Source organism: Salimicrobium album, from assembly GCF_900107115.1.
GTDB classification, from domain to species: domain Bacteria; phylum Bacillota; class Bacilli; order Bacillales; family Halobacillaceae; genus Salimicrobium; species Salimicrobium album.
Genome location: NZ_FNOS01000005.1, coordinates 63,222 through 84,884 on the forward strand (window position 1 = coordinate 63,222; position 21,663 = coordinate 84,884).

The window sequence follows — 21,663 nt, forward strand, 5'->3', positions numbered from 1 at the left end:
TCACCCCATGTTTCTGAAGCTGAATTATGAAGCAGATACAGTTTATACTATACCATTTTCACAAATTTGGAAATCCGTATTAAAAGAAAGCTCCCGCACATTCTGATGCGGGAGCTTTCTGCTTTCCTAAGTGCGGTCCGGCTGCAGGGTTTCTTTCATTTTCACCCAGACGATGATACCGGACAAAAGCGGAAGGAACGCGACGAGACCGATGGCCCAGGTAACGCTTAAGATATCTGCTAAAATACCTGCAATCAAGGCTCCGAAGGCGTAGCCGCTGTCTCTGAAGAACCGGTAGATGCCCATGGACGTTGCCCGCCATTCGGGGTGGGCGACATCGCTTATGGAAGCAAGGATGGTCGGGTAGACCATGGCGGTCCCTATTCCGAGCAGAGCCGCTCCGGCTATCCATAGTGGGTAGGTATCCACGAGCAAGATGAACCATAAGGATAAAGCCTGAACAATCATACCGGGTACGATCAGTTTTTTCCGTCCTATTTTGTCGCTCCACACTCCGGTGAATAACTGGAATATTCCCCACGCTGCCGGATATACTGCCACGACCGTACCGGTCTGTGCGACACTCAATCCTCCGGCCGTAAGAAAAATGGGGAACAGCCCCCAGGCCATTCCGTCTTTTAAGTTGGTCGTCAGCCCGGCGAAGCTGCCGCTTGCGAGGTCAGGATTTTTCCAGGAGGTACGTTTAAAAATCTCCCACCCGGACACGCGCTCCGCATCCCCCTGTTCGTTGGACTGGGTTTTTACATGTTCTTCCGTATTCCGTACGGCAAGAGAGAGGAGGAACCCGAGGACGACGAGTACAATTCCTATATAAAAAGGTTCCGGGCTGAGGGAGTAAGTGGAAGCCACGTACCCGGAAACCGAGGCCATAACTGCAAGTCCGAGGTACCCTGCGAATTCGTTGAAACCTACAGCCAGTCCCTGCTGCGTTGACTTTGCTAGATCTACTTTCATATTGACCGTCATCGACCAGGTGAGCCCCTGGTTAACGCCAAGAAAGACGTTCGCGACGATGATCATCCACCAGGCTTGGGCGAAGATGACCATGATCGGTACGAATAAACCGATGCCCCAGCCGAACAGGAGGACTCTTTTTCTGCCGGCACGATCCGCCAAGTTTCCTGCGAATAAATTGACCAGAGCTTTCGAGAAACCGAAGCTGACGATAAAGGAGAGCGCAGCACTGGTCGACAGCAGGCCGAAACGCTCTTCTCCTATCATCGGAAGCACGGTTCTTTCCAGACCGACCATAGACCCGACGAACAGGTTAATGATTACGAGCATTACAAATTGCACAATGTTTTATCTGATTCCTACCTGAACTTTTTCCACGCTTCTCCTCTCCTTTTCAAAACTGCATCGGAGTCCATATATCTATATTCGTGCATGAAAATTTCTTTTACGACCGGCCGGATTCTGCTGCGGCCCCGGCAATAAGCCGCCACTTTCCTGTCGATCTCTTCTGATTCTGTAATGAAGTCTTCACGCAAAAGAAAGATATCAGTAGTCCGGTCTGCGTCTAAGGATTTTATGGAGAACAAATCGACTGCCTCCGAGCTCTTCGATATTTACTGAACCGGGAGAACTTGTAATAAATGATATCTTTGAAAGTTCTGATATCCAACCCGTACACCCTTTTTACTATATTTCATTCAACTAATCGATTAAATCTTCTCATCGGCGAAAGTGAAATGTGAAGGATTATACAGCCCAAAGGATAAAAGAAGAAAGTGTGTGTAACCCCGGCAGAATCACGTGGGACCCTTCAATGAAATTTAGCAACCATCAGATAAGTCATTATAACGAAGGAATTGTACGATATACGAACGTAAACTTTATGCAATTTAAATTGTATAGAAATTTAAAGGTTTACGCGTTTATTTGGAAGTTTGTTTATCAGCTGCCAGAGCTTATACTTTCACACAGATTGAAGGAGAGAAAAATTTGGAGGTGGCGAGTTTGTTGCAATTTGAACGTGTAATGAAGAAGTACGCTGACGGGACGCCTGCTGTCAGTAATCTGAATCTGAACATTGAGGAAGGGGAATTCGTCTGTTTCATCGGGCCGAGCGGCTGCGGAAAGACTACGACGATGAAGATGGTCAACAGACTGATTGATATTACGGAAGGAACGATTTACATAAACGGTAAAGATATAAAGTCCCAGAACGCTGTGGAACTGAGGCGTTCGATCGGATACGTCATCCAGCAGGTAGGGCTGATGCCGCATATGACGATCAAGGAAAATATTTCTCTTGTAGGAACGCTGCTGAAGTGGCCTTCCGACCGTAAAGAGAAACGCGCTAAAGAACTTCTGGCACTCGTCGACATGCCGGAGGAGTACCTTGATAAGTACCCTCACGAGTTAAGCGGCGGGCAGCAGCAGAGGATCGGCGTACTTCGTGCTCTGGCAGCCAATCCGCCGTTGATTCTAATGGATGAACCTTTCGGAGCGCTGGACCCGATCACGCGTGACTCCCTGCAGGAAGAGTTCAAAAAACTTCAGAAGGAATTGAATAAGACGATCGTATTCGTTACTCACGATATGGATGAAGCTCTGAAACTCGGAGATCGGATAGTCATTATGAAAGACGGGGAAGTGGTGCAGGCAGATACACCAGAAGAAATTCTGCGCAACCCGGCCAATGAGTTCGTGGAAACGTTCCTCGGTAAAGATCGACTCATCCAGGCACGTCCGGACGTCACGACGGTGGGTCAGATCATGGACACGGATCCGATTACGGTGACTTGCGGTACCAGCCTCAAGGACGCTATCGCAACGATGCGCGAGCGCCACGTCGATACCCTGCTTGTCGTCGATCGTGACGGTACGCTTCGGGGATTCCTTGATGTGGAGGCGATCAACCTCAATTATAAAAAAGCGGCTTACGTGGAGGACGTTATGGAAACGGACCTGTTTTCCGTGTCCGAAGACAGCCTTCTGAAGGATACTACGCATAAGATTCTGCGTCGCGGTGCCAAATACATCCCCGTTACCGATGGGAATCATCACCTTACCGGAATCGTTACCCGGGCCACGATGGCGAATATCGTATACGACACCATCTGGGGAGAAGGTCAGGAGCTCGACAGTCTGACTGCTACTACATGATAGGGGGAGGAAATGATGCAGACATTTTTTACTGAACACGGAACAGAATTACTCGTGAAGACGTGGGAGCACTTATATATATCGTTCACCGCGGTCGTACTCGGGGTACTGGTCGCCATTCCACTGGGGATTCTTTTCTCGAGAATGCCTAAGTTTGCGGATAAATTCATCTCGGTGATCGGGGTTTTGCAGACGATTCCGAGTCTCGCCATACTGGCGTTTTTCATTCCGCTCGTAGGTATCGGGAAAGTGCCGGCGATCATTGCTTTGTTCGTATATTCACTGCTGCCGATTTTGCGTAACACATACATCGGACTTCGTGATGTCGACAAAAACGTACTCGAAGCCGGATCCGGGATGGGTATGAGTAACTGGCAGTCCATCGTGAAAGTGGAACTGCCGCTGGCGGTACCCGTGATTTTGGCGGGCGTACGACTGTCCACTGTCTATCTTATCGGCTGGGCTACGCTGGCAGCCTTCATCGGCGGTGGCGGTCTCGGTGACTTCATCTTTGACGGCCTGAACCTGTATCAGCCTGTGCTGATTGTCGCCGGTACCGTTCCGGCTACGATCCTGGCCATTATCGCTGATCGTGGACTGGCTTTTGCAGAAGGAAAATTGACCTCGGATGGACTGAAAGACTCGTATAAAGCTGCTTAAATTTTGGAGGTGACTGCACGTGAAGGAGAAAACGACCAAACTGCTGCTGATTGCAGTTGTTCTGGTAATGCTTACGGGCTGTACGCTGCCCGGGCTTGCCAGCGGAGGGAAAGATACGATTAAAATCAGTTCGCTGGCTACGTCGGAATCGGAAATTCTGGCGGAGATGCTGTCGATTATGATTGAACGCAATACGGAGGCGAGAACGGAGCTTGTCAGTAAACTGGGCTCCTCCATCGTCCAGCACCAGGGAATGGAACGCGGAGACATCGATATTTCTGCAACCCGTTATACCGGGACGGACATTGCCGGGGCCCTCGGTATGGATCCCATCAAAGATCCGGAGAAAGCACTGAAAACCGTGAAGGAAAAATTTCCGGAACGTTTCGATCAGACGTGGGCTCCAAGCTATGGATTTGAAAACAGCTACTCTGTTGCTGTGACGAAAGAGTTTGCGGAAGAAAACAATATAGAAAATGTCTCAGACCTCGAGCCGTACGCCGATGAACTGCGCTTCGGGGTGGATAACGCCTGGGTCAACCGGAAAGGGGACGGGTATGACGGTTTTCAGGAAACCTATTTTTCCTTCGGAGATGTATTCCCGATGGACACCGGTCTCGTATATGAAGCCGCTGCAAGCGGTCATATGGATGTCGTGCTGGCTTATTCCTCGGACGGACGCATCAAGGATTTCGATTTGAAAGTGCTCGAGGACAACGAACAGTTCTTCCCGCCTTATGATGCTTCCCCGGTAATCGCGAACGATACACTGGAAAAGTATCCGGAGATAAAGACCATCACGGAAAAACTGTCCGGACAGATTACTACGGAAAAAATGCAGGAGCTCAACTTTAATGCGGCCGTTGAACACGTGAATCCGAGAAAAGTTGCCCGTCAGTTCCTCGAAAACAACAATTACTTTGAAGATGCGGCAAAGGAGGAGAACTGATATGGAAACGATTGTTGAATTCATCAATTATACTCTGCAGAACAGTGGATATATCTGGACCCAGTTTTACCGTCACTTTCTGATGGCGGCCTACGGTGTTCTGTTTGCGGCAATTTTCTCCATCCCTCTTGGCATTCTGATTGCCAGGTACGGCAGGCTCAGCAGCTGGGTGCTGGCTGTCGGCAGTATGATCCAGACCATTCCGGCACTCGGGGCTATGGCGGTTCTCATGATTTTTATGGGACTTGGAACTAACACTGCGATCGTAACGCTGATGCTTTATTCTATTCTGCCGATTACCCAGAATACATATGTCGGTATTAAAGATGTCGATCAGACAGTCATCGAGGCCGGGTATGCTTCCGGTATGACCCGTTTTCAGCTGCTGCGAATGGTCGAACTGCCACTGGCGATCAGTGTGATTATGGCCGGTCTCCGGACGGCTCTCGTCATCGGTATCGGAATTGCAGCTATCGGAGCTTTCGTAGGAGCCGGGGGCCTCGGAGCCATCATCCTTACAGGAACCAACGCCACCAACGGCACTGCGATCATTCTCGCCGGGGCTGTACCGACAGCTGTTATGGCCATCGTAGCCGACCTGATTCTCGGAGGAATCGAGCGGAAACTTCAACCGGCTAATAACAATTGATCCCGGAAGTTTGAACGGTTCATAGAGAAAAAAAGCAGTGTGAGGAGGCGGACAATGATTATTGAGAAGAACGCAGCATGTACGCTTTCGGACGGGGAAGTACTGCGGGCCGACGTTTACCGGCCTGACGATGAGGAGCGGCATCCCGTATTGATGATGCGCCTCCCCTATGACAAAGAGACGCCGAGGTATTTTGAAGAATATTTGTCTGTACCCCGAATGGTGGAGTCAGGGTATGTCGTGATTCTGCAGGATGTGCGCGGCCGATTCGCCTCCGGCGGAGAGTTCTACCCGTTCGTCCATGAAGGAAAAGACGGATATGATGCGGTGGAATGGGCGGCACGCCTCCCTTTCTCCGACGGCCGGGTGGGAATGTTCGGGATGTCTTATCACGGTTACACGCAACTGGCGGCGGCTTCCCAGCATCCTCCGTCCTTGCGGGCGATAGCCCCGGTCATGACGATGGCTGACCCTTGGGAGGGGCTTCTGAATGATTCGGATACAGTGTCCGCGACCGGAAAATTCGAGACCTGGGTGCTCGGTTCAATGATAGAGGACCATCTAAAACGTAAAGGTACACTGGATGAAGAAAAACTTCAGCATTATCTCGATAACCTGCCGGATTATCTGTATGACTTCCCTGCTGACACATGGGGACCCGTGCAGGATCTTGATCCGGACTCGTATTTTTTTGAAGTAATGCAGCGTCGTGTCCCGTCCAGGGTAGTAAAGGAAGCTGACCTGCGACAGACTCTGCAGTCGGCTACGGTACCCGCTTTATTCATGGGCGGCTGGTATGACGCCCTTCTTCCGTCGACTCTTTCGGCTTATCGGGTCTATAACGGAGAAAAATCGTTCTGGATTGGCCCTTGGACACACGAAGAGATGACGGGAAGGGCCGGTGAGGTCTTTTTTGAAGGAGCGGAAACAGAAATCGGAACTGAGCTTATTAAGGATACGACGGAGCTTCATATCAAATGGTTCGATCACTGGCTTAAATCGAAGCCTTCCGGAGTGGAAGATAAGGTACATCTGTACATTACGGGCAGCAACAAGTGGCGATCTTTTCCATCCATGCCGCATGGCAGAGAGGCAGAAATATTTTTTCTGAAAGGATCTCATGAACTGTCAGCGGCTGAAGGGGGAGGCGGACTTGGTAAGGAGAAAGACCAGCAGCCCCTTCCTCATCATATGCTTCTGGATCCCGGGGCGCCCGTCCCCACTTACGGGGGGAGTGCTCTCGTTGCCGGCAACGAGTCCGGAATGTTCGATATCTCCGGACTGCAGACAAGGCCGGACGTTCTCGTTTACACGAGCGAACCTCTTAAAGAGAAAAAGCTTATTATGGGAGAGGTCGAAGCGCGACTGTGGGGAGAAGCACCTTCCGAATTATTCGATGTGTTCATCCGTCTGTCCGAAGTGGATGAGTCAGGGCGGGCCTGGAATATCACCGAGACGTATCACCGGGAGCGCGTCGTACCACGTGAACCGGCCGAAATGAATCTGAGCGTCGGGGTCACAGCTCATGAGGTGAAGGCAGGGCACCGGTTACGGATCGACCTGTCAGCCTCGAACGCCCCTCATTACGACGTAAATCTGAATAACGGTCAGACGACAAGGACCGCCGTCCACGGGGAAAAGGCGACCGAGTTCATATATAGCGGGCCGGAAAGAGCTTCAGCCATCTATTTACCTGTTGAACGTTAAACAGGTACCGGCATCTGTTTGGAAACGGCACCGGCTGTGGTATTGTTCAGTTAACACAGGTGAAAAGGGTGGATGGAAAATGGAGAACGAGAATAAGAAAATAGAGGAAATAAGAACACAGTTCGTTGAAAAGATAGCTGATAATATGAATGCTTTCGGTGCCCCGACAAGTCTTGGTCGTGTGCTTGGAATTATCTATATGAATCACGAACCGATGACGCTTGATGAACTGTCGGCGGAAATGGGGATGAGCAAGACGAGGATGAGTCAGGTGGTCCGCGAAATGATAGACATGAACATTGCGGAACGGGTCTTCCAGAAAGGGGTACGCAAAGATTTGTACCAGGTCGAAGAAGACTACTATGAAACATTCATTTCGATTTTCACCTCGACCTGGCAGAAAGCCAGTACCCGAAGCCGCCATTTTGAGGAGCGGATCAACAGGAAGATAGAAGAAATACGGGAGCAGTCCGACCTGACTGAAGATGACGAAAAAGCGATCAATGAGTTATTGGAAGAACTTCATCGATGGACCGAATATTATGACTGGATCCGTCGTGTTACTTACTTTTTCGAAAGTGGCGAAATATTTAAACATGTACCAAAAACAACAGGAGGCGATGTAAATGAGTCGTAAAGTTATGATGTCGTGTGCACTGACAGGAGCAGGAGATACTCCCGGGAAAAATCCTTCCGTACCCGTAACTCCAAAAGAAATTGCGGATTCGGCGATTGAATCGGCGAAAGCCGGGGCTACTATAGCCCATATTCACGTGCGTGATCCGAAAACGGGAGCTCTCAGTCATGATGTGGAGCTGTTCCGCGAAACGGTGGAACGCATCCGTGAATCGGAAACGGATATTATCATCAACCTCACTTCCGGCGGCGGCGGTGACTGGGTGCCGAGTGATGCAGATCCGACCCGTGGTGGAGAAGGGACGGATATGCAGACGCCGGAAGAACGTCATGAGCCGATCGGTAAACTTCTTCCGGAAATGTGCACTCTGGACTGCGGAAGTACCAACTTCGGAAACATGCTGTACGTTGGTCCGACAGACTGGCTGCGCCGTCAGGCCAAACTCGTACAGGAGAGCGGTGTGAAGCCTGAGCTTGAATGTTTCGACACCGGTCACGTGCGCTTTGCCAACCAGTTGATCAAGGAAGGACTGATTGATGGAGATCCATTATTCCAGTTCTGCCTGGGTATCCCGTGGGGCGCAGAAGCCGATGCGGAAACGCTCGCGTACATGAAGAGTCGTATACCGGAGAACAGCCGCTGGGCTTCCTTTGGTATAGGCCGGATGCAGATGCCTATGGTCGCCGAGTCTGTATTGCAGGGAGGACACATCCGTGTCGGCCTGGAAGACAACATGTATTTGAAAAAGGGTCAGCTTGCGACGAACGAACAGCTTGTCGATAAAGCAGCGGGAATCGTGGAAACACTCGGTGCTGATTTGATGACACCGGCTGAAGCACGTAAAGAACTTAATCTGCTTGATCCGTATGCGAAGAGGGGGTAACGGGAATGTCATCATCGATCACAAATATTACAATTGTAGGAACAGGTGTCATCGGCAACGGCTGGATCACCCGTTTCCTGACTAACGGCTATAAGGTGACGGCCTATGATCCTGCTCCCGGTGCAGAGGAAAAAACGAGGGAAGCGGTGCGTAGTGCCTGGGACTATGCCGGAAAGCTGGGACTGAAAGAAGGTGCTTCAGAGGAGAACCTTACGTTTGAAGAGGATCTCGGGAAAGCTCTGGCTCATGCGGACTTCGTCCAGGAAAACGTGCCGGAACGGGAAGAGCTGAAAAGGAGCGTTATCGCCTCCATCGACGAACATGCACCGAAGCATGCAGTCATTTCTTCCAGCACGTCAGGGATTTTACCGACGGTACTTCAGGCGGACTGTGCACATCACCCGGAAAGGGTCATCGTCGGGCATCCTTTCAACCCGGTATATCTCATGCCACTCGTCGAACTGGTGGGCGGCAATAAAACGGAAGACAGTTTCGTTGACAAAGCCCAGGAATTTTATGAAGGTCTTGGTATGAAACCTCTCATCGTTCATCAGGAAATTGAAGGACACATTGCCGATCGTCTGATGGAAGCGGTCTGGCGTGAATCTCTGCATATCGTTAATGACGGTGTGGCGACGACCGAAGAAGTGGACGCCTCCATCGTTTACGGTCCAGGTCTTCGCTGGGCGCTGATGGGCCCGTTCATGACTCTCCATATGGGAGGCGGCAAGGCCGGTATGCGTCATCTCCTGCATCAGTTCGGTCCGGCCTTGAAACTACCGTGGACCAAACTGGAGGCGCCGGAACTCACGGATGAGCTGGCAGAGAAAGTCATCACCGGCTGTGAAGCGCAGACGGAGGGTGTGGATATGCAGAAAATGGAAGAGCGTCGGGATGACTTCCTCGTGGAACTTCAGCAGCTGCTGGAAAAATACTGGCCGGGCGCCAACTTAACGACCGGCGACAGCAAAGAAGCCGTGCAGGGAGGCGATAAGACATGAGTGAAGCCAAAACCCTCATTACGTCAAAAGTACCTGCCGACTGGATCGACTACAATGGTCACATGAACGATGCCGACTACGTTCGTGCTTTCAGTATCGGTGTGGATGAGTTCATGAGTACAATCGGGCTGGACGAAGAAGCCCGCGGGAAGCATCAATATACGATATATACACTGGAAAATCACGTATGTTATCTCGACGAAATGCATCATGAGGAAGCGTACGAGGTGAAGATGTATATTCTGGATTACGATGCGAAGCGTGTGCATGCGTTCCTCGAGCTTTACGGGGAAAATGGCAAAAGAGCCGCTACGAGTGAGCAGATGCTGATGGGAATGGATCAGAGTGAAGGACGGCCAGCTCCTTTTCCGGAAGCGGTGTCTGCACAGCTTAAGGTATTCGCAGAATATCACACGCCTTCCGAGGCCCCCGAAGAAGCCGGACGGGTAATCGGTATCAGACGTAAAAAGTAATACAGTTCTGTGGGTTATTGAAACGAACAGGAAGACTTCCCATTCATTTTTTTATGAATGGGAAGTTTTTTTGTGGAAAAAATTAAGGAATTTCCAGCATTATACTGAAACCTTGGGAAAGTATAATCGTGTCATTCCTTTTTTCAGATAATTATGATAATCTGATGTAACAGTTTAATCTGAAAATGTGAAAGGAGCCTGAGAACATGACTACATACCCGGCAACGCTGCAGGAAGAGCTGCTGAAATTTTTGAGGAATGATCAGGTGAGTGCGAACGATACCGTGCTCGCCAATCATAGCAAAGATGAATCTTACCACGAGGGGAGCACCCCTGATCTCGTCGTTTTTCCGGAGAACGCGGAGGAAGTTAGTCAAATTATGAAAGCAGCTGAAACTTCAGGAGTTCCGGTCATTCCGTTCGGACTGGGCTCGAGTCTTGAGGGGAATGTGATCGCTTATGATAAGGGGATTACGATCGACTTTTCCTCCATGAATAGAGTAACGGAAGTGCGGGATAAGGACTTCCTCGTGAAAGTGCAGCCCGGGGTGACGAGGTCGCAGCTGAATAAAGAACTGAAGAAATACGGTCTGTTCTTCTCTGTGGACCCGGGAGCCGATGCTACGCTCGGCGGGATGGCCGCCACGAACGCAAGCGGGACGACTTCCGTGAAATACGGGGTGATGAAAGACCAGATCCAGAGTCTTGAAGTCGTTACACCGGGCGGAGATATCATTCATACCGGAAGCCTTGCCAGAAAATCTTCGTCCGGCTATGATCTCTCCAGTCTTTATGTAGGCTCCGAAGGGACACTTGGCTGTATTACGGAGCTTACACTCAGAGTGTACGGCATCCCTGAACATGTCATGGCTGCGAGAGCTTCTTTCCCGACTATCGACTATGCGGTGGGAGCAGTGATTTCCATGTTGCAGGCAGGGGTCCCGGTCGCCCGTGTGGAACTGCTGGATGAAGCATCGATACGGCAGGTGAACCGGTTCAATGACACGGATTACATAGAAAAGGCGACACTATTCCTTGAATTCCACGGAAACGAAGCAGGATTGCAGGAGGACGTCGCCTTCATGGAAGAGATCGTATCGAGTCATAAGTGTGAAGCCATTGATTTCGAGAAAGATAATGCCGCCCGCGTGAAGCTCTGGGAAGCGCGTCACAATCTCGCCTATGCCTACATCCATGACAGCCCGGGCAAAAAGATGATGGTTACGGACGTCTGTCTGCCGATATCGGAACTCGGCGGAGCCATCCGGCACGGCAGAGAGAAGATGACGGAGCTGGGTCTTGATGGAGGAATCCTCGGTCATGTCGGCGACGGAAACTATCACGCCCTCCTTATGCTTGATATGGAAAAAGAGGAGGAACACAGAAAAGCTGAAATGTTCAATGAAGAGATTGTGGAATACGCTCTGGCTCGCGGAGGCACCTGTACGGGCGAGCACGGCGTCGGAAAAGGGAAAATGAAGTATCAGGAAAGAGAGCACGGAAAAGCCCTTCCTGTCATGCAGGCGATTAAAGCAGCGCTCGATCCTAAAGGAATTATGAATCCCGGTAAGCTTATTCATAACGGAAGGGGGAACGGACAATGAAGGTGATCGAATCCGTCAGTCGCGTCGCCGGAAAATATTTTGCGCTGTGGGTCATAGCAGCCGCTCTTATATCTTTTTTTGTACCGGAAGTCTTTCTCGGTCTAGGGGCGTATATAACCATTCTGCTTGGAGTAGTCATGTTCGGTATCGGTCTTACGATGCAGCCGGTCGATTTTAAACTGGTCATGAAAAAACCGCTCCCGGTGATTGCCGGTGTGGCGGCCCAGTACGTACTTATGCCGCTGACGGCACTCGGAATCGCTTATTTGCTCAACTTGCCTGCGGAACTGGCGGCCGGTCTGGTCCTGCTCGGTTCTGTTCCGGGAGGCACGGCGTCGAACGTCATGGTATATCTCGCCAAAGGGAACCTGGCATTGTCTGTCGCGATGACTTCTTTCTCTACACTGCTGGCCCCGATTCTGACGCCTGCCATCTTACTGATGCTTGCAGGCCAGTGGCTGCCGGTGGATCCTGTGTCCATGTTTCTGTCAATCGTGCAGGTCATCATCGTTCCTATTACGCTTGGACTTCTCGTCAGGAAACTGTTTCCGGAAACGGTGGACAAAAGCGCCACGGCTGTGCCGCTCATTTCCGTACTGGCTATCATCACCATCGTCTGTGCGGTAGTAGCTGCAAACGTCGAGAGTATTACAAGTTCCGGACTGCAGATCTTTGCAGCTGTGATGCTGCACAATCTGATTGGCCTTATCCTCGGCTACGGAGCGGCTGTGTTGATGCGACTCGATGAAAGTAAACGGCGTGCCATATCCATTGAAGTGGGCATGCAAAACTCCGGACTAGGCGTAGCGCTTGCTACGGCACACTTCGGACCTCTCGCAGCTTTACCGAATGTGGTCGCGGCCGTGTGGCATAATATCTCAGGGCCCATTCTGGCCACCTTCTGGTCGAAGAAACCGGTGAGAGGAGAGGATGAGCCTGAAGTTGAGGAGGAGCTGGAGAGCAGAGTGAAAAGATCGGTAACGTGAACGGCTTCGTTAGTGAATCACGAGCGATAGCAGAAAAGTGGAGGCAAGGAGACCCCTGTCCTGTAGGGGGTCTCCTTGCTTCTTTTGGAGGACTTCCGAGACCGGGGGATGCGGATGCACATCTATAAGTTCAGTGATTCTCTGAACCCCCGGTGTGCTAAGGTTGATATATTATCTCATTACTGCTACCTTTGAATTAATCAGTTGGACCTTACTTATGTCCCCGTTTAACCGGCTGTCTCAATAATATTCAGATAATTCGATTTTTTTGGGGTAAAAGCGTTTTCCTGCTTTAGCGAATGGGAACAATTTAACTACGAAAACGATTGAGGAGAGTTGATGCATGCAATTATCACCGCGTGAAACAGACAAATTAATGATTGTCGTTGCAGCAGATCTTGCAAAGAGAAGGAAGCAGAGAGGCTTGAAGTTGAATCATCCGGAAGCCATGGCTTTAATTACATACGAAGTCATAGAAGGTGCCAGGGACGGCAAGTCGGTCGCTGAACTGATGGAGTATGGAGCTAAAATTCTGACACGGGATGACGTTATGGAAGGGGTTCCTGAAATGATCGACGATATTCAGGTGGAAGCCACTTTCAAGGACGGTACCAAACTGGTGACCGTGCATGACCCGATTCGTTGAGATGTGAGAAAACGTCCATAGGGGCGAGTGATTCCCTTAATGGTGTCGTCCGGACGGATATAACCCGGTACGTGGTCCGGGACCAGGAGAGGAGCTTGATCTGAATGATTCCAGGAGAGTATATTTTCAAAGATGAAGAGATTGAGTGTAATGCAGGGCTGTCCGCTTCAAAGGTTAATGTAATAAACATCGGGGACAGGCCGATTCAGGTGGGTTCGCATTATCATTTCTATGAAGTGAACAATTCACTTGAGTTCGAACGGGAAGCGGCTTACGGGAAACGATTGAACGTTCCGGCGGGGGCGGCTGTACGTTTCGAACCCGGAGATGAGAAAGAAGTGGAGTTAATAGACTATGCCAGAAAGAACGAAGTGCATGGTTTCAATAATATGGTGGATGGACCATTGGAAGGCGGGTATAAATAATGAGTTTCAAGATTCCAAGAGACCAGTATGCTCAGATGTACGGACCAACGACAGGAGATTCTGTCCGCTTAGCCGACACGGATTTGTTTATACGGGTTGAAAAGGATTACTCTACCTACGGCGAAGAAGTCGTGTTCGGCGGCGGTAAAGTCATTCGTGACGGGATGGGTCAGCATCCGCTCATTACGCGCGACGAAGACGAGCGCGTGCCGGATACGGTTATTACAAATGCTCTTGTACTTGATTACACCGGTATCTATAAAGCTGATGTAGGTATGCGTGATGGAAATATATCAGGCATAGGAAAAGCGGGGAACCCGTTAATACAGAATGATGTGGATATTATTATCGGGGCAGGAACAGAGGTGATTTCCGGAGAAGGGAAGATTCTTACTGCCGGAGCAATAGATACCCACGTCCATTTCATCAACCCGGATCAAGTAGACGTTGCCCTCACGAACGGAACGACTACATTAATCGGCGGCGGCGCAGGTCCCGGCGCCGGATCGAAAGCCACTACGGCGACACCCGGCCCATGGCATATCAAGCGGATGATTTCCGCATTTGAAGGATTACCTATCAACGTCGGATTTACAGGGAAAGGCCATGCGGCTGCAGAAGGACCTTTATCAGAGCAGATTTTGGCTGGAGCACTCGGTCTGAAAATCCACGAGGACTGGGGAGCCACGCCTTCTGTCATCGATCATGCTCTGAGAGTCGCTGATAAATATGACGTCCAGATCACTCTTCATGCGGATACGCTCAATGAAAGCGGTTTTTACGAAGATACGATGAGAGCTATAAACGGCAGAGGAATCCATATGTACCATACGGAAGGTGCCGGTGGCGGCCACGCTCCGGATTTAATAAAATCCGCCGGGATGGAAAATATTCTGCCGGCGTCCACGAACCCGACTTTGCCGTATACCGTGAACACGGTCGATGAGCATCTGGACATGGTAATGGTGGCTCATAACTTGAACCCGTCGGTCCCTGAAGATATCGCTTTCGCCGATTCACGTATCCGTTCCGAAACGATTGCAGCAGAAGACGTACTGCAGGACATGGGCGTATTCAGTGTTGCAAGTTCGGATGCACAGGCGATGGGACGGGTCGGTGAAGTTGCGCTCAGAACCTGGCAGACTGCAGATAAGATGAAAAAGCAGCGCGGTACGATGAGCGGTGATGAGAAATACGCAGACAATAATCGGGCGAAACGATACGTAGCGAAATACACCATCAACCCCGCTATTGCTCACGGAATATCGGACTACGTCGGTTCTGTGGAAGTAGGGAAAGCGGCAGATCTTGTGCTCTGGGATCCTAAATTTTTCGGGGTTAAGCCGGAGATGACGATTAAGAACGGAATGGCCGTAAGCGCACTGATGGGAGATCCGAACGCCTCGATTCCGACGCCGCAGCCGATGATTTACCGTCAAATGTTCGGCGCGGTCGGTAAGGGATTGACAAACAGTTCCTTCACTTTCGTTTCCCAGGCTGCCTATGATAACAACATCAAGGAAGAGCTGGGTCTTGAAAAAATCGTGCTACCGGTGCACGGCATCCGTCAACTGGAGAAGAAGGATATGAAGCTGAATTCCGAAACACCGGATATTGAAGTCGATCCACAGACATATGAAGTGAGAATAAATGGAGAACACATTACCTGCGACCCGGTCGATACGGTTCCGATGGGTCAGCGTTATTTCTTGTTTTGAGGTGAATGAAATGATTATTGAAGAAGTTGTAATGAATATGAACGATATCAGTCCGGAAGAACGCAGCAAGCGGCACATTGAAAAAGTCCATCTGGAAAGTGCTGATTTAGTGAAGCGGATTCAACGCGTCGAAACCGATCATGGGAGAGAGATGGGGATCCGCCTTAAAAACCCGCGTGATTTGGAAGCCGGTGACATACTCTATATGGACGAAGAAAATATCATCGCTGTAGAAGTCATGAGTGACGACCTGTTAATTATCAGACCTCGCGATATCAATGAAATGGGAACGATTGCCCACCAGCTGGGTAATCGCCACCTTCCGGCACAATTTGAAGGTGACGAAATGCTCGTGCAGTATGATTATCTTGTGGAAGAATTACTGAAGCAGCTTGGCATTCCTTTTGCTCGCGAAGAAAGAAAAGTGAAACAGGCGTTTCGCCACATAGGGCACAGTCATGAATAATAAGCTGCTCTCGTTGTTCCAACTGTGTGATTCCAACTTCCCTACCGGTGCTTTCAGCCACTCGTTCGGCCTCGAAACCTACATCCAGGAAGATAAAGTACACGACCAGGCAACGTTTGCCGAATGGCTGGAAGTATATCTCATGGAACAGCTGGTATATTCTGACGGGCTGGCCGCCAGAATTGTTTATGACGCTTTGGAAAATGAGGACTTCGATGTCATCTGGGAAATGGACCGTTTGTTGACGGTTCAGAACATCGCCCGGGAAACACGCGATGGCACGCAGCAAATGGGAAAGCACATGGTCAAAATTGCAGATTCCATCTATGACGCTCCCATGCTTTCCATGTACAGGGAACGTATCAGACAGAAACAGTCATTCGGTCACTCTGCCATAGTGTTTACAATGGTCGGACATTATCTTGGTGTACCGAAACAGACTACCGTTTTATATTATTTGTATTCGGCAATCGCTAACCTTGTGCAAAATGCCGTACGGGCAATTCCACTCGGACAGACGGCCGGCCAGAAAATCATTTATGCGTTTCAACCAAAACTGGAAGCAGCAGTCGAAACTGTTGAAACATTGGAAGACATTGATTTCGGAGCCGTGTCGCCCGGTATAGAATTATCACAAATGCAGCATGAGCGTGTGAACGTACGTATCTTCATGTCCTAGTCAACGGAGGGCGGTGGATACCATCGACCAATTTCTTACAATGAAAGGGACGGGATTATAAATGGAACCGATTAAAATAGGTATAGGTGGTCCCGTAGGGGCTGGAAAAACGGAACTGGCGGAAAAAATCACCCGCGAGCTGAACGAGGAAATCAGTTTGGGCGTCATCACCAACGATATTTATACGAAAGAAGACGCTAAAATATTGAATCAGAACGGCGTCCTGCCGGAAAGCAGAATTATAGGAGTGGAAACAGGAGGGTGCCCGCACACAGCCATACGCGAAGATGTTTCGATGAATGCGGAAGCGGTAGAAGAGTTGCAGGAAAGGCACCCGGACATTGAACTGATATTTATTGAAAGCGGTGGCGATAATTTGGCGGCTACCTTCAGCCCGGAACTTGTCGACTTTTCGATTTATATCATCGACGTGGCCCAGGGAGAGAAGATTCCGCGTAAAGGCGGGCAGGGAATGATTAAATCTGACCTGTTTGTAATCAACAAAACCGATCTGGCTCCGTATGTAGGAGCGGATCTCAGCAGAATGGAATCGGATACGAAGATTTTCCGTAAAAACAAGCCGTATGTGTTCACGAACCTGAAGGACAACACGGGGCTCGATGAAGTAATCGACTGGATCAGACAGGATGTACTGCTTAAAGGACTGCATCAGGATGTCTGAATGGACGGGCGAGCTTGAGCTCGATACGGAAAGAATTCAGGATAAAACAATCACCGAAAATCTTTACTTTCAGGGCGCATTCAAAATTATGCGCCCTGTTTACAGTCATCACTCCGGGCACCCGAGCTACTATATTCTGAATCCGGGTGGCGGCTACCTGGACGGAGACACCTACCGGATGAAGATAACGGCAGGTACAAATGCCGGCCTTACCCTGACGACCCAATCAGCCACCAAAGTATACAAAACACCGAATACACAGGCCTATCAGGAGGCTGAGTTTTATCTCGGAGAAGGGAGTTACCTCGAGTATCTGCCCGACCCGCTAATAGCATATAAGGATGCCCGCTACCTGCAGAAGAACATTGTCCATATGTCAAAAGGCTCCACCTTTTTATACTCGGATATTCTTACACCGGGGTGGTCTCCGGAAAGAGAAGATTTCAGTTATGACTGCCTCCGTCTCATCAATGAGTTTTACATGGAAGGTAAGCTGATTTCTTACGATCATATTAAATTGAATCCAGGTGAACAGCCCATCACCGGGATGGGTTTCATGGAAGGTTATACCCACCTGGGCTCGTTCATCGTTATAAGCGACAAGGTAGAGCCCGGGCTGACCGATCGGATATATGACTTGATCCAGCAGGAGGACGAAGATGTTACCATCGGCATCTCACAGCTTGCTGTCCCGGGTTTCACCATTCGCATACTGGCTAACTACACCCAGGTGATAGAGCGGATCATTACCAAAGTCCACCATCTTATAAGCCAGGAATGGTTTCAGACAAAGCCGGGCTCATTGAGGAAATACTGACGGTAAAGTCCGACAAACTATGCATTGTCGGGCTTTATCATTTCTGCTATGTTTTAACTACCATGATAAACGGAGAACAGGAGACACCATTAAATGAAAAAAATATTTATAGTACTGCTTGCAGCTATCGTTATTCTGTTAAGTGCCTGTGGAGGAAGTGAGGAAGAGAAAGCCGAAAAAAAGGAAAACCCTGAACGTAAAGGAGAAAGTCTGGTTCTTGCCATCGGCGGGGAGCCGAAAGAAGGTTTTGACCCGACGACAGGGTGGGGACGTTACGGCTCTCCGCTTTTTCAAAGCACTATTTTAAAGTATGATAAGAATTTCAATATCGAACATGATCTGGCTGAGCAGTATGAAGTCAGCAATGACGGTCTGGTATGGACAGTGGATCTTCGGAAAGATGCCAAATTTTCAGATGGAGAAGTTTTAACTGCAGAAGATATTGTATTTACATATGAAACAGCAAAAAATAGCGATTCTGTAATAGATCTTAGTAATATGGAAAGCGTAGAGGCGAGCGATAAGTACACGGTGCGATTCACATTGAAGAAACCTCAATCTACCTTCATCGATCTGCTGGTTTCCACTGGTATCGTTCCGAAACATGCTTATGACGACAACTATAATGAGAATCCGATCGGGTCCGGGCCGTTCCAGTTGAAACAGTGGGACAAAGGGCAGCAGATTATCGTGACGGTTAACCCGCATTACTACGGAAAAAAGCCGGAGTACGAGAAATTGACGTTCTTATTTCTTTCGGAAGATGCCGCGTTTGCTGCTGCAAAATCGGGGGAAGTTGATGTAGCATCGGTAACGCCTTCCCTTGCTGAAGAAGATGTAGAGGGTATGAATCTGGTTGAACTGGAAAGCGTGGACAATCGGGGCGTTATGTTTCCGTTCGTGCCGGAAGGAAATGAAACGGAAGAGGGAGCACCGATTGGAAATGACGTCACTGCGGATAAAGCTATTCGAAAAGCGATTAACATAGGAGTCGATCGCCAGGCTTTAGTGGATGGAGTTTTACAGGGGAGCGGCACTCCCGCCTATTCCGTTGCCGACAAGTTACCCTGGTGGAATCCGGAAACTGTCATTGAAGACGGAAGAATGAAAGACGCAAAAAAAATGCTCAAAGATGCTGGCTGGATAACGAACGGGAATGGCGTACGTGAGAAAGATGGACTTGCTGCTGAATTTACGCTTTATTACCCTTCCGGGGATCAGACCCGTCAGTCTTTATCCATTGCTTTCGCAGATATGATAGAGCCTCTGGGAATAAAAGTGGAAACGAAAGGAAAAAGTTGGAACGAGCTTGAGAAACTGATGTATTCTAATCCTGTAATGATGGGGTGGGGAAGCTATAACCCTTTGGAAATTTACAATTTATACAGCAGTGAGACAAGAGGGGAAGGGTATTACAATATCAACTATTACTCCAACCCTGTCGTGGATGACTATATGAATCAGGCTCTGCGGGCGACCTCTCAGGAAGAGGCGAACAGCTACTGGAAGAAAGCGCAGTGGGACGGTGAAACAGGATTTTCCGCAAGGGGCGATGCACCGTGGGCGTGGCTCGTCAACCTCAGTCACTTATATTTTATAAATGAAGATCTTGAAATCGGTAAACAGAAAATTCAGCCGCACGGACACGGATGGCCGATAACAGACTCTATTCAGCAATGGCACTGGAAAGAAGAGAAATAGAAAGAAGGGTAGACGTTGCAGGTTAAACGGATGGTTTCGTATTTTTTCGGAAAGTGTATGAGACTTGCAGTTTTACTGGTGGCTGTAAGTGCTTTCTCTTATATCCTGGTGAACAATTCACCAATCGATCCAGTGCAGTCTTATATCGGTGCAGACATGACAAAAGTCAGCCCGGAGCAGCGTGCGAATATTGCCGAATACTGGGGGCTGAATGAGCCTCCCGTGCAACAGCTTTTTCAATGGGGGAAGAATCTGCTGCAAGGAGATATGGGTACTTCTCTCATTTACCGTGATCCGGTTGCCGGGGTGATTGCCGAGCGTTTTCTGGCATCGCTCGCATTAATGAGTGTGGCCTGGGTGCTTTCGGGACTGTTTGGTTTTACGTTCGGAGTAATTGCCGGGATGAACGAAGGCTCGTGGATGGATAAGCTGATCAAGGGTTACTGTTTCACCCTGGCCTCCACGCCTGCATTCTGGCTCGGACTTTTATTGCTGATGTTATTCTCAGTGTGGCTCGGTTGGCTTCCAATCGGCTTCGGGACCCCCGCCGGAATCCTGGCGGAGGAGGTTACGTTTTCGGACCGGCTCAGGCATTTAATCCTGCCTGGGCTGACGTTAAGCATCGTCGGCCTTGCCAATATCGCTCTGCATACGAGGCAGAAACTTGTTGAAGTGATGAACAGTGAGTACGTACGTTTTGCCAGAGCAAAAGGGGAAGACGGCCTCACGCTCCTCCGGCGTCATGGCCTGCGCAATATTTCACTTCCTGCCATCTCCCTTCATTTTGCTTCATTCGGTGAATTGTTCGGCGGTGCGGTGCTTGCCGAGCAGGTCTTTTCATATCCGGGTCTTGGTCAGGCTGTTGTAGAAGCAGGCCTTGGAGGGGACGTACCTCTGCTACTCGGAATTGTTTTGTGCAGTACAGTTTTTGTGTTTGCCGGAAATACAGCGGCGGACGTTCTGTACAAAACAATCGACCCACGTATGCGAAGAGGTGAGGTATGATGGCCGGAAAAATTTTGAAAATGGGTTTCAGGCAGCGGACCATCACTTCCATAGTCGTATCTTTCCTGCTTCTTTTGATAATGGTCCTTTCAGGTCTATGGATCGGAGAGGAACAGTTGGAAATTCAGCCGGAGGACATGAACGAGGCACCTTCGCTCCATCACCTATTCGGAACGGATTGGTTGGGCAGGGATATGCTCACCCGTACATTCAAAGGGGTGACCATAAGTTTCGGTGTCGGCATACTTGCGGCCTTCTCCAGTACGGTGATCGCGCTTGTATTCAGTCTTCTTGCTTCCGTAAACGGTAAGGCGGACCGGGTAGTGACCTGGCTGATCGATTTGTTTCTCAGTGTACCTCATATCGTTTTGCTGCTCCTGATTTCCTTTGCAATGGGCGGGGGATTTCAGGGTGTGGTCGTCGGTCTTGCCTTTACCCACTGGCCGAGCCTGACACGCGTGCTCCGAGCTGAAATGCTGCAGGTGAAGAATGCTGAATACGTGAGTGTTTCCCGGAAACTCGGGAAATCACGCCTCTGGATTGCCAGGCATCATATAATCCCACACCTCCGCCCGCAACTTTTCATCGGATTCGTTCTTCTCTTTCCCCATGCAATTCTGCATGAAGCGGCCATTACGTTTCTTGGCTTCGGTCTTCCGCCGGAGCAGCCTGCCATCGGAATCATTTTATCGGAATCCATGCTATATTTATCCACTGGAATGTGGTGGCTGGCTGTTTTTCCGGGTTTGTCCCTCCTCCTGATGGTGGCGCTTTTCGATATACTTGGAAGGAATTTACGCAAGTGGGCGGATCCTTTCCACGGACAGAAAGGAGTATAAAGAA

22 protein-coding genes are annotated in these 21,663 nt (G+C 49.7%); 21 read left to right on the forward strand and 1 reads right to left on the reverse strand.

Going from position 1 to position 21,663, the window contains the following annotated elements; genetic code table 11:
• Window positions 1-126: 126 nt before the first annotated feature.
• Window positions 127-1,305, reverse strand: a complete 1,179-nt coding sequence (locus BLU03_RS09965) for an MFS transporter (RefSeq protein WP_245698840.1) — start codon at window positions 1,303-1,305, stop codon at window positions 127-129.
• Window positions 1,306-1,980: 675 nt separating this feature from the next.
• On the opposite strand from BLU03_RS09965, the gene BLU03_RS09975 reads away from it, so the two are divergent.
• The 21 genes from BLU03_RS09975 (at window position 1,981) to BLU03_RS10075 (ending at window position 21,659) form a co-directional block, all read left to right on the forward strand.
• The gene (locus BLU03_RS09975; protein WP_076571432.1) at window positions 1,981-3,132 is read left to right on the forward strand and encodes a betaine/proline/choline family ABC transporter ATP-binding protein; all 1,152 of its coding nucleotides are present in this window, start codon (window positions 1,981-1,983) and stop codon (window positions 3,130-3,132) included.
• A 15-nt stretch (window positions 3,133-3,147) separates the two neighbouring features.
• Window positions 3,148-3,792, forward strand: a complete 645-nt coding sequence (locus BLU03_RS09980; protein WP_008588078.1) for an ABC transporter permease — start codon at window positions 3,148-3,150, stop codon at window positions 3,790-3,792.
• A 67-nt stretch (window positions 3,793-3,859) separates the two neighbouring features.
• Window positions 3,860-4,741 carry an osmoprotectant ABC transporter substrate-binding protein gene (locus BLU03_RS09985; protein WP_176765466.1) on the forward strand — a complete coding sequence of 294 codons (882 nt, stop codon included), beginning with the start codon at window positions 3,860-3,862 and terminating at the stop codon, window positions 4,739-4,741.
• Window position 4,742: 1 nt separating this feature from the next.
• Window positions 4,743-5,390, forward strand: a complete 648-nt coding sequence (locus BLU03_RS09990) for an ABC transporter permease (RefSeq protein WP_076571147.1) — start codon at window positions 4,743-4,745, stop codon at window positions 5,388-5,390.
• A 54-nt stretch (window positions 5,391-5,444) separates the two neighbouring features.
• Complete coding sequence (locus BLU03_RS09995) at window positions 5,445-7,097, forward strand: CocE/NonD family hydrolase (protein ID WP_093107544.1); 1,653 nt, start codon at window positions 5,445-5,447, stop codon at window positions 7,095-7,097.
• 79 nt (window positions 7,098-7,176) lie between these two features.
• On the forward strand, window positions 7,177-7,734 hold the full coding sequence (locus BLU03_RS10000) for a GbsR/MarR family transcriptional regulator (protein WP_008588087.1): 558 nt from the start codon (window positions 7,177-7,179) through the stop codon (window positions 7,732-7,734).
• On the forward strand, window positions 7,724-8,617 hold the full coding sequence (locus BLU03_RS10005; RefSeq protein ID WP_008588089.1) for a BKACE family enzyme: 894 nt from the start codon (window positions 7,724-7,726) through the stop codon (window positions 8,615-8,617). Before BLU03_RS10000 ends, BLU03_RS10005 begins: the two co-directional genes overlap by 11 nt.
• A 5-nt stretch (window positions 8,618-8,622) precedes the next feature.
• Complete coding sequence (locus BLU03_RS10010) at window positions 8,623-9,618, forward strand: 3-hydroxyacyl-CoA dehydrogenase NAD-binding domain-containing protein (protein ID WP_093107546.1); 996 nt, start codon at window positions 8,623-8,625, stop codon at window positions 9,616-9,618.
• Window positions 9,615-10,091: a thioesterase family protein gene (locus BLU03_RS10015; RefSeq protein WP_076571155.1), complete on the forward strand. Its 477-nt coding sequence runs from the start codon at window positions 9,615-9,617 to the stop codon at window positions 10,089-10,091. Before BLU03_RS10010 ends, BLU03_RS10015 begins: the two co-directional genes overlap by 4 nt.
• A 206-nt stretch (window positions 10,092-10,297) precedes the next feature.
• Complete coding sequence (locus BLU03_RS10020) at window positions 10,298-11,695, forward strand: FAD-binding oxidoreductase (RefSeq protein ID WP_093107548.1); 1,398 nt, start codon at window positions 10,298-10,300, stop codon at window positions 11,693-11,695.
• On the forward strand, window positions 11,692-12,681 hold the full coding sequence (locus BLU03_RS10025; protein WP_093107550.1) for a bile acid:sodium symporter family protein: 990 nt from the start codon (window positions 11,692-11,694) through the stop codon (window positions 12,679-12,681). Before BLU03_RS10020 ends, BLU03_RS10025 begins: the two co-directional genes overlap by 4 nt.
• A 343-nt stretch (window positions 12,682-13,024) precedes the next feature.
• The gene (locus tag BLU03_RS10030) at window positions 13,025-13,327 is read left to right on the forward strand and encodes an urease subunit gamma (protein ID WP_093107552.1); all 303 of its coding nucleotides are present in this window, start codon (window positions 13,025-13,027) and stop codon (window positions 13,325-13,327) included.
• Window positions 13,328-13,431: 104 nt separating this feature from the next.
• Entirely contained in the window at window positions 13,432-13,752 is a 321-nt protein-coding gene (locus BLU03_RS10035) for an urease subunit beta (protein ID WP_093107554.1), read from the forward strand.
• A complete protein-coding gene (gene ureC, locus BLU03_RS10040) occupies window positions 13,752-15,470 on the forward strand; it encodes an urease subunit alpha (RefSeq protein ID WP_093107556.1) in 1,719 nt (572 codons plus the stop codon). Before BLU03_RS10035 ends, ureC begins: the two co-directional genes overlap by 1 nt.
• 10 nt (window positions 15,471-15,480) lie before the next feature.
• A complete protein-coding gene (gene ureE / locus BLU03_RS10045) occupies window positions 15,481-15,936 on the forward strand; it encodes an urease accessory protein UreE (RefSeq protein WP_093107558.1) in 456 nt (151 codons plus the stop codon).
• The gene (locus tag BLU03_RS10050; RefSeq protein WP_093107560.1) at window positions 15,929-16,615 is read left to right on the forward strand and encodes an urease accessory protein UreF; all 687 of its coding nucleotides are present in this window, start codon (window positions 15,929-15,931) and stop codon (window positions 16,613-16,615) included. Before ureE ends, BLU03_RS10050 begins: the two co-directional genes overlap by 8 nt.
• Before the next feature lie 61 nt (window positions 16,616-16,676).
• Window positions 16,677-17,297, forward strand: a complete 621-nt coding sequence (gene ureG / locus BLU03_RS10055; protein ID WP_093107562.1) for an urease accessory protein UreG — start codon at window positions 16,677-16,679, stop codon at window positions 17,295-17,297.
• The gene (locus BLU03_RS10060; protein ID WP_093107564.1) at window positions 17,290-18,114 is read left to right on the forward strand and encodes an urease accessory protein UreD; all 825 of its coding nucleotides are present in this window, start codon (window positions 17,290-17,292) and stop codon (window positions 18,112-18,114) included. The genes ureG and BLU03_RS10060 overlap by 8 nt, the downstream gene beginning before the upstream one ends.
• Before the next feature lie 93 nt (window positions 18,115-18,207).
• Window positions 18,208-19,815, forward strand: coding sequence for an ABC transporter substrate-binding protein (locus BLU03_RS10065; protein WP_093107566.1), 1,608 nt, complete (start codon window positions 18,208-18,210; stop codon window positions 19,813-19,815).
• Between the two features lie 30 nt (window positions 19,816-19,845).
• Window positions 19,846-20,820 (forward strand): ABC transporter permease, encoded by a 975-nt coding sequence (locus BLU03_RS10070; protein WP_093107839.1) that lies wholly within the window; start codon window positions 19,846-19,848, stop codon window positions 20,818-20,820.
• Window positions 20,817-21,659 carry an ABC transporter permease gene (locus tag BLU03_RS10075; protein WP_245698821.1) on the forward strand — a complete coding sequence of 281 codons (843 nt, stop codon included), beginning with the start codon at window positions 20,817-20,819 and terminating at the stop codon, window positions 21,657-21,659. The genes BLU03_RS10070 and BLU03_RS10075 overlap by 4 nt, the downstream gene beginning before the upstream one ends.
• Window positions 21,660-21,663 lie beyond the last annotated feature (4 nt).

Bases quoted from the DNA above. Each gene is read 5' to 3' on its own strand.
- BLU03_RS09965 (WP_245698840.1), bottom strand. From the start codon at position 1,305: ATGCTCGTAATCATTAACCTGTTCGTCGGGTCTATGGTCGGTCTGGAA.
- BLU03_RS09980 (WP_008588078.1), top strand. From the start codon at position 3,148: ATGCAGACATTTTTTACTGAACACGGAACAGAATTACTCGTGAAGACG.
- BLU03_RS09985 (WP_176765466.1), top strand. From the start codon at position 3,860: ATGCTTACGGGCTGTACGCTGCCCGGGCTTGCCAGCGGAGGGAAAGAT.
- BLU03_RS09990 (WP_076571147.1), top strand. From the start codon at position 4,743: ATGGAAACGATTGTTGAATTCATCAATTATACTCTGCAGAACAGTGGA.
- BLU03_RS09995 (WP_093107544.1), top strand. From the start codon at position 5,445: ATGATTATTGAGAAGAACGCAGCATGTACGCTTTCGGACGGGGAAGTA.
- BLU03_RS10000 (WP_008588087.1), top strand. From the start codon at position 7,177: ATGGAGAACGAGAATAAGAAAATAGAGGAAATAAGAACACAGTTCGTT.
- BLU03_RS10005 (WP_008588089.1), top strand. From the start codon at position 7,724: ATGAGTCGTAAAGTTATGATGTCGTGTGCACTGACAGGAGCAGGAGAT.
- BLU03_RS10010 (WP_093107546.1), top strand. From the start codon at position 8,623: ATGTCATCATCGATCACAAATATTACAATTGTAGGAACAGGTGTCATC.
- BLU03_RS10015 (WP_076571155.1), top strand. From the start codon at position 9,615: ATGAGTGAAGCCAAAACCCTCATTACGTCAAAAGTACCTGCCGACTGG.
- BLU03_RS10020 (WP_093107548.1), top strand. From the start codon at position 10,298: ATGACTACATACCCGGCAACGCTGCAGGAAGAGCTGCTGAAATTTTTG.
- BLU03_RS10025 (WP_093107550.1), top strand. From the start codon at position 11,692: ATGAAGGTGATCGAATCCGTCAGTCGCGTCGCCGGAAAATATTTTGCG.
- BLU03_RS10030 (WP_093107552.1), top strand. From the start codon at position 13,025: ATGCAATTATCACCGCGTGAAACAGACAAATTAATGATTGTCGTTGCA.
- BLU03_RS10035 (WP_093107554.1), top strand. From the start codon at position 13,432: ATGATTCCAGGAGAGTATATTTTCAAAGATGAAGAGATTGAGTGTAAT.
- ureC (WP_093107556.1), top strand. From the start codon at position 13,752: ATGAGTTTCAAGATTCCAAGAGACCAGTATGCTCAGATGTACGGACCA.
- ureE (WP_093107558.1), top strand. From the start codon at position 15,481: ATGATTATTGAAGAAGTTGTAATGAATATGAACGATATCAGTCCGGAA.
- BLU03_RS10050 (WP_093107560.1), top strand. From the start codon at position 15,929: ATGAATAATAAGCTGCTCTCGTTGTTCCAACTGTGTGATTCCAACTTC.
- ureG (WP_093107562.1), top strand. From the start codon at position 16,677: ATGGAACCGATTAAAATAGGTATAGGTGGTCCCGTAGGGGCTGGAAAA.
- BLU03_RS10060 (WP_093107564.1), top strand. From the start codon at position 17,290: ATGTCTGAATGGACGGGCGAGCTTGAGCTCGATACGGAAAGAATTCAG.
- BLU03_RS10065 (WP_093107566.1), top strand. From the start codon at position 18,208: ATGAAAAAAATATTTATAGTACTGCTTGCAGCTATCGTTATTCTGTTA.
- BLU03_RS10070 (WP_093107839.1), top strand. From the start codon at position 19,846: ATGGTTTCGTATTTTTTCGGAAAGTGTATGAGACTTGCAGTTTTACTG.
- BLU03_RS10075 (WP_245698821.1), top strand. From the start codon at position 20,817: ATGATGGCCGGAAAAATTTTGAAAATGGGTTTCAGGCAGCGGACCATC.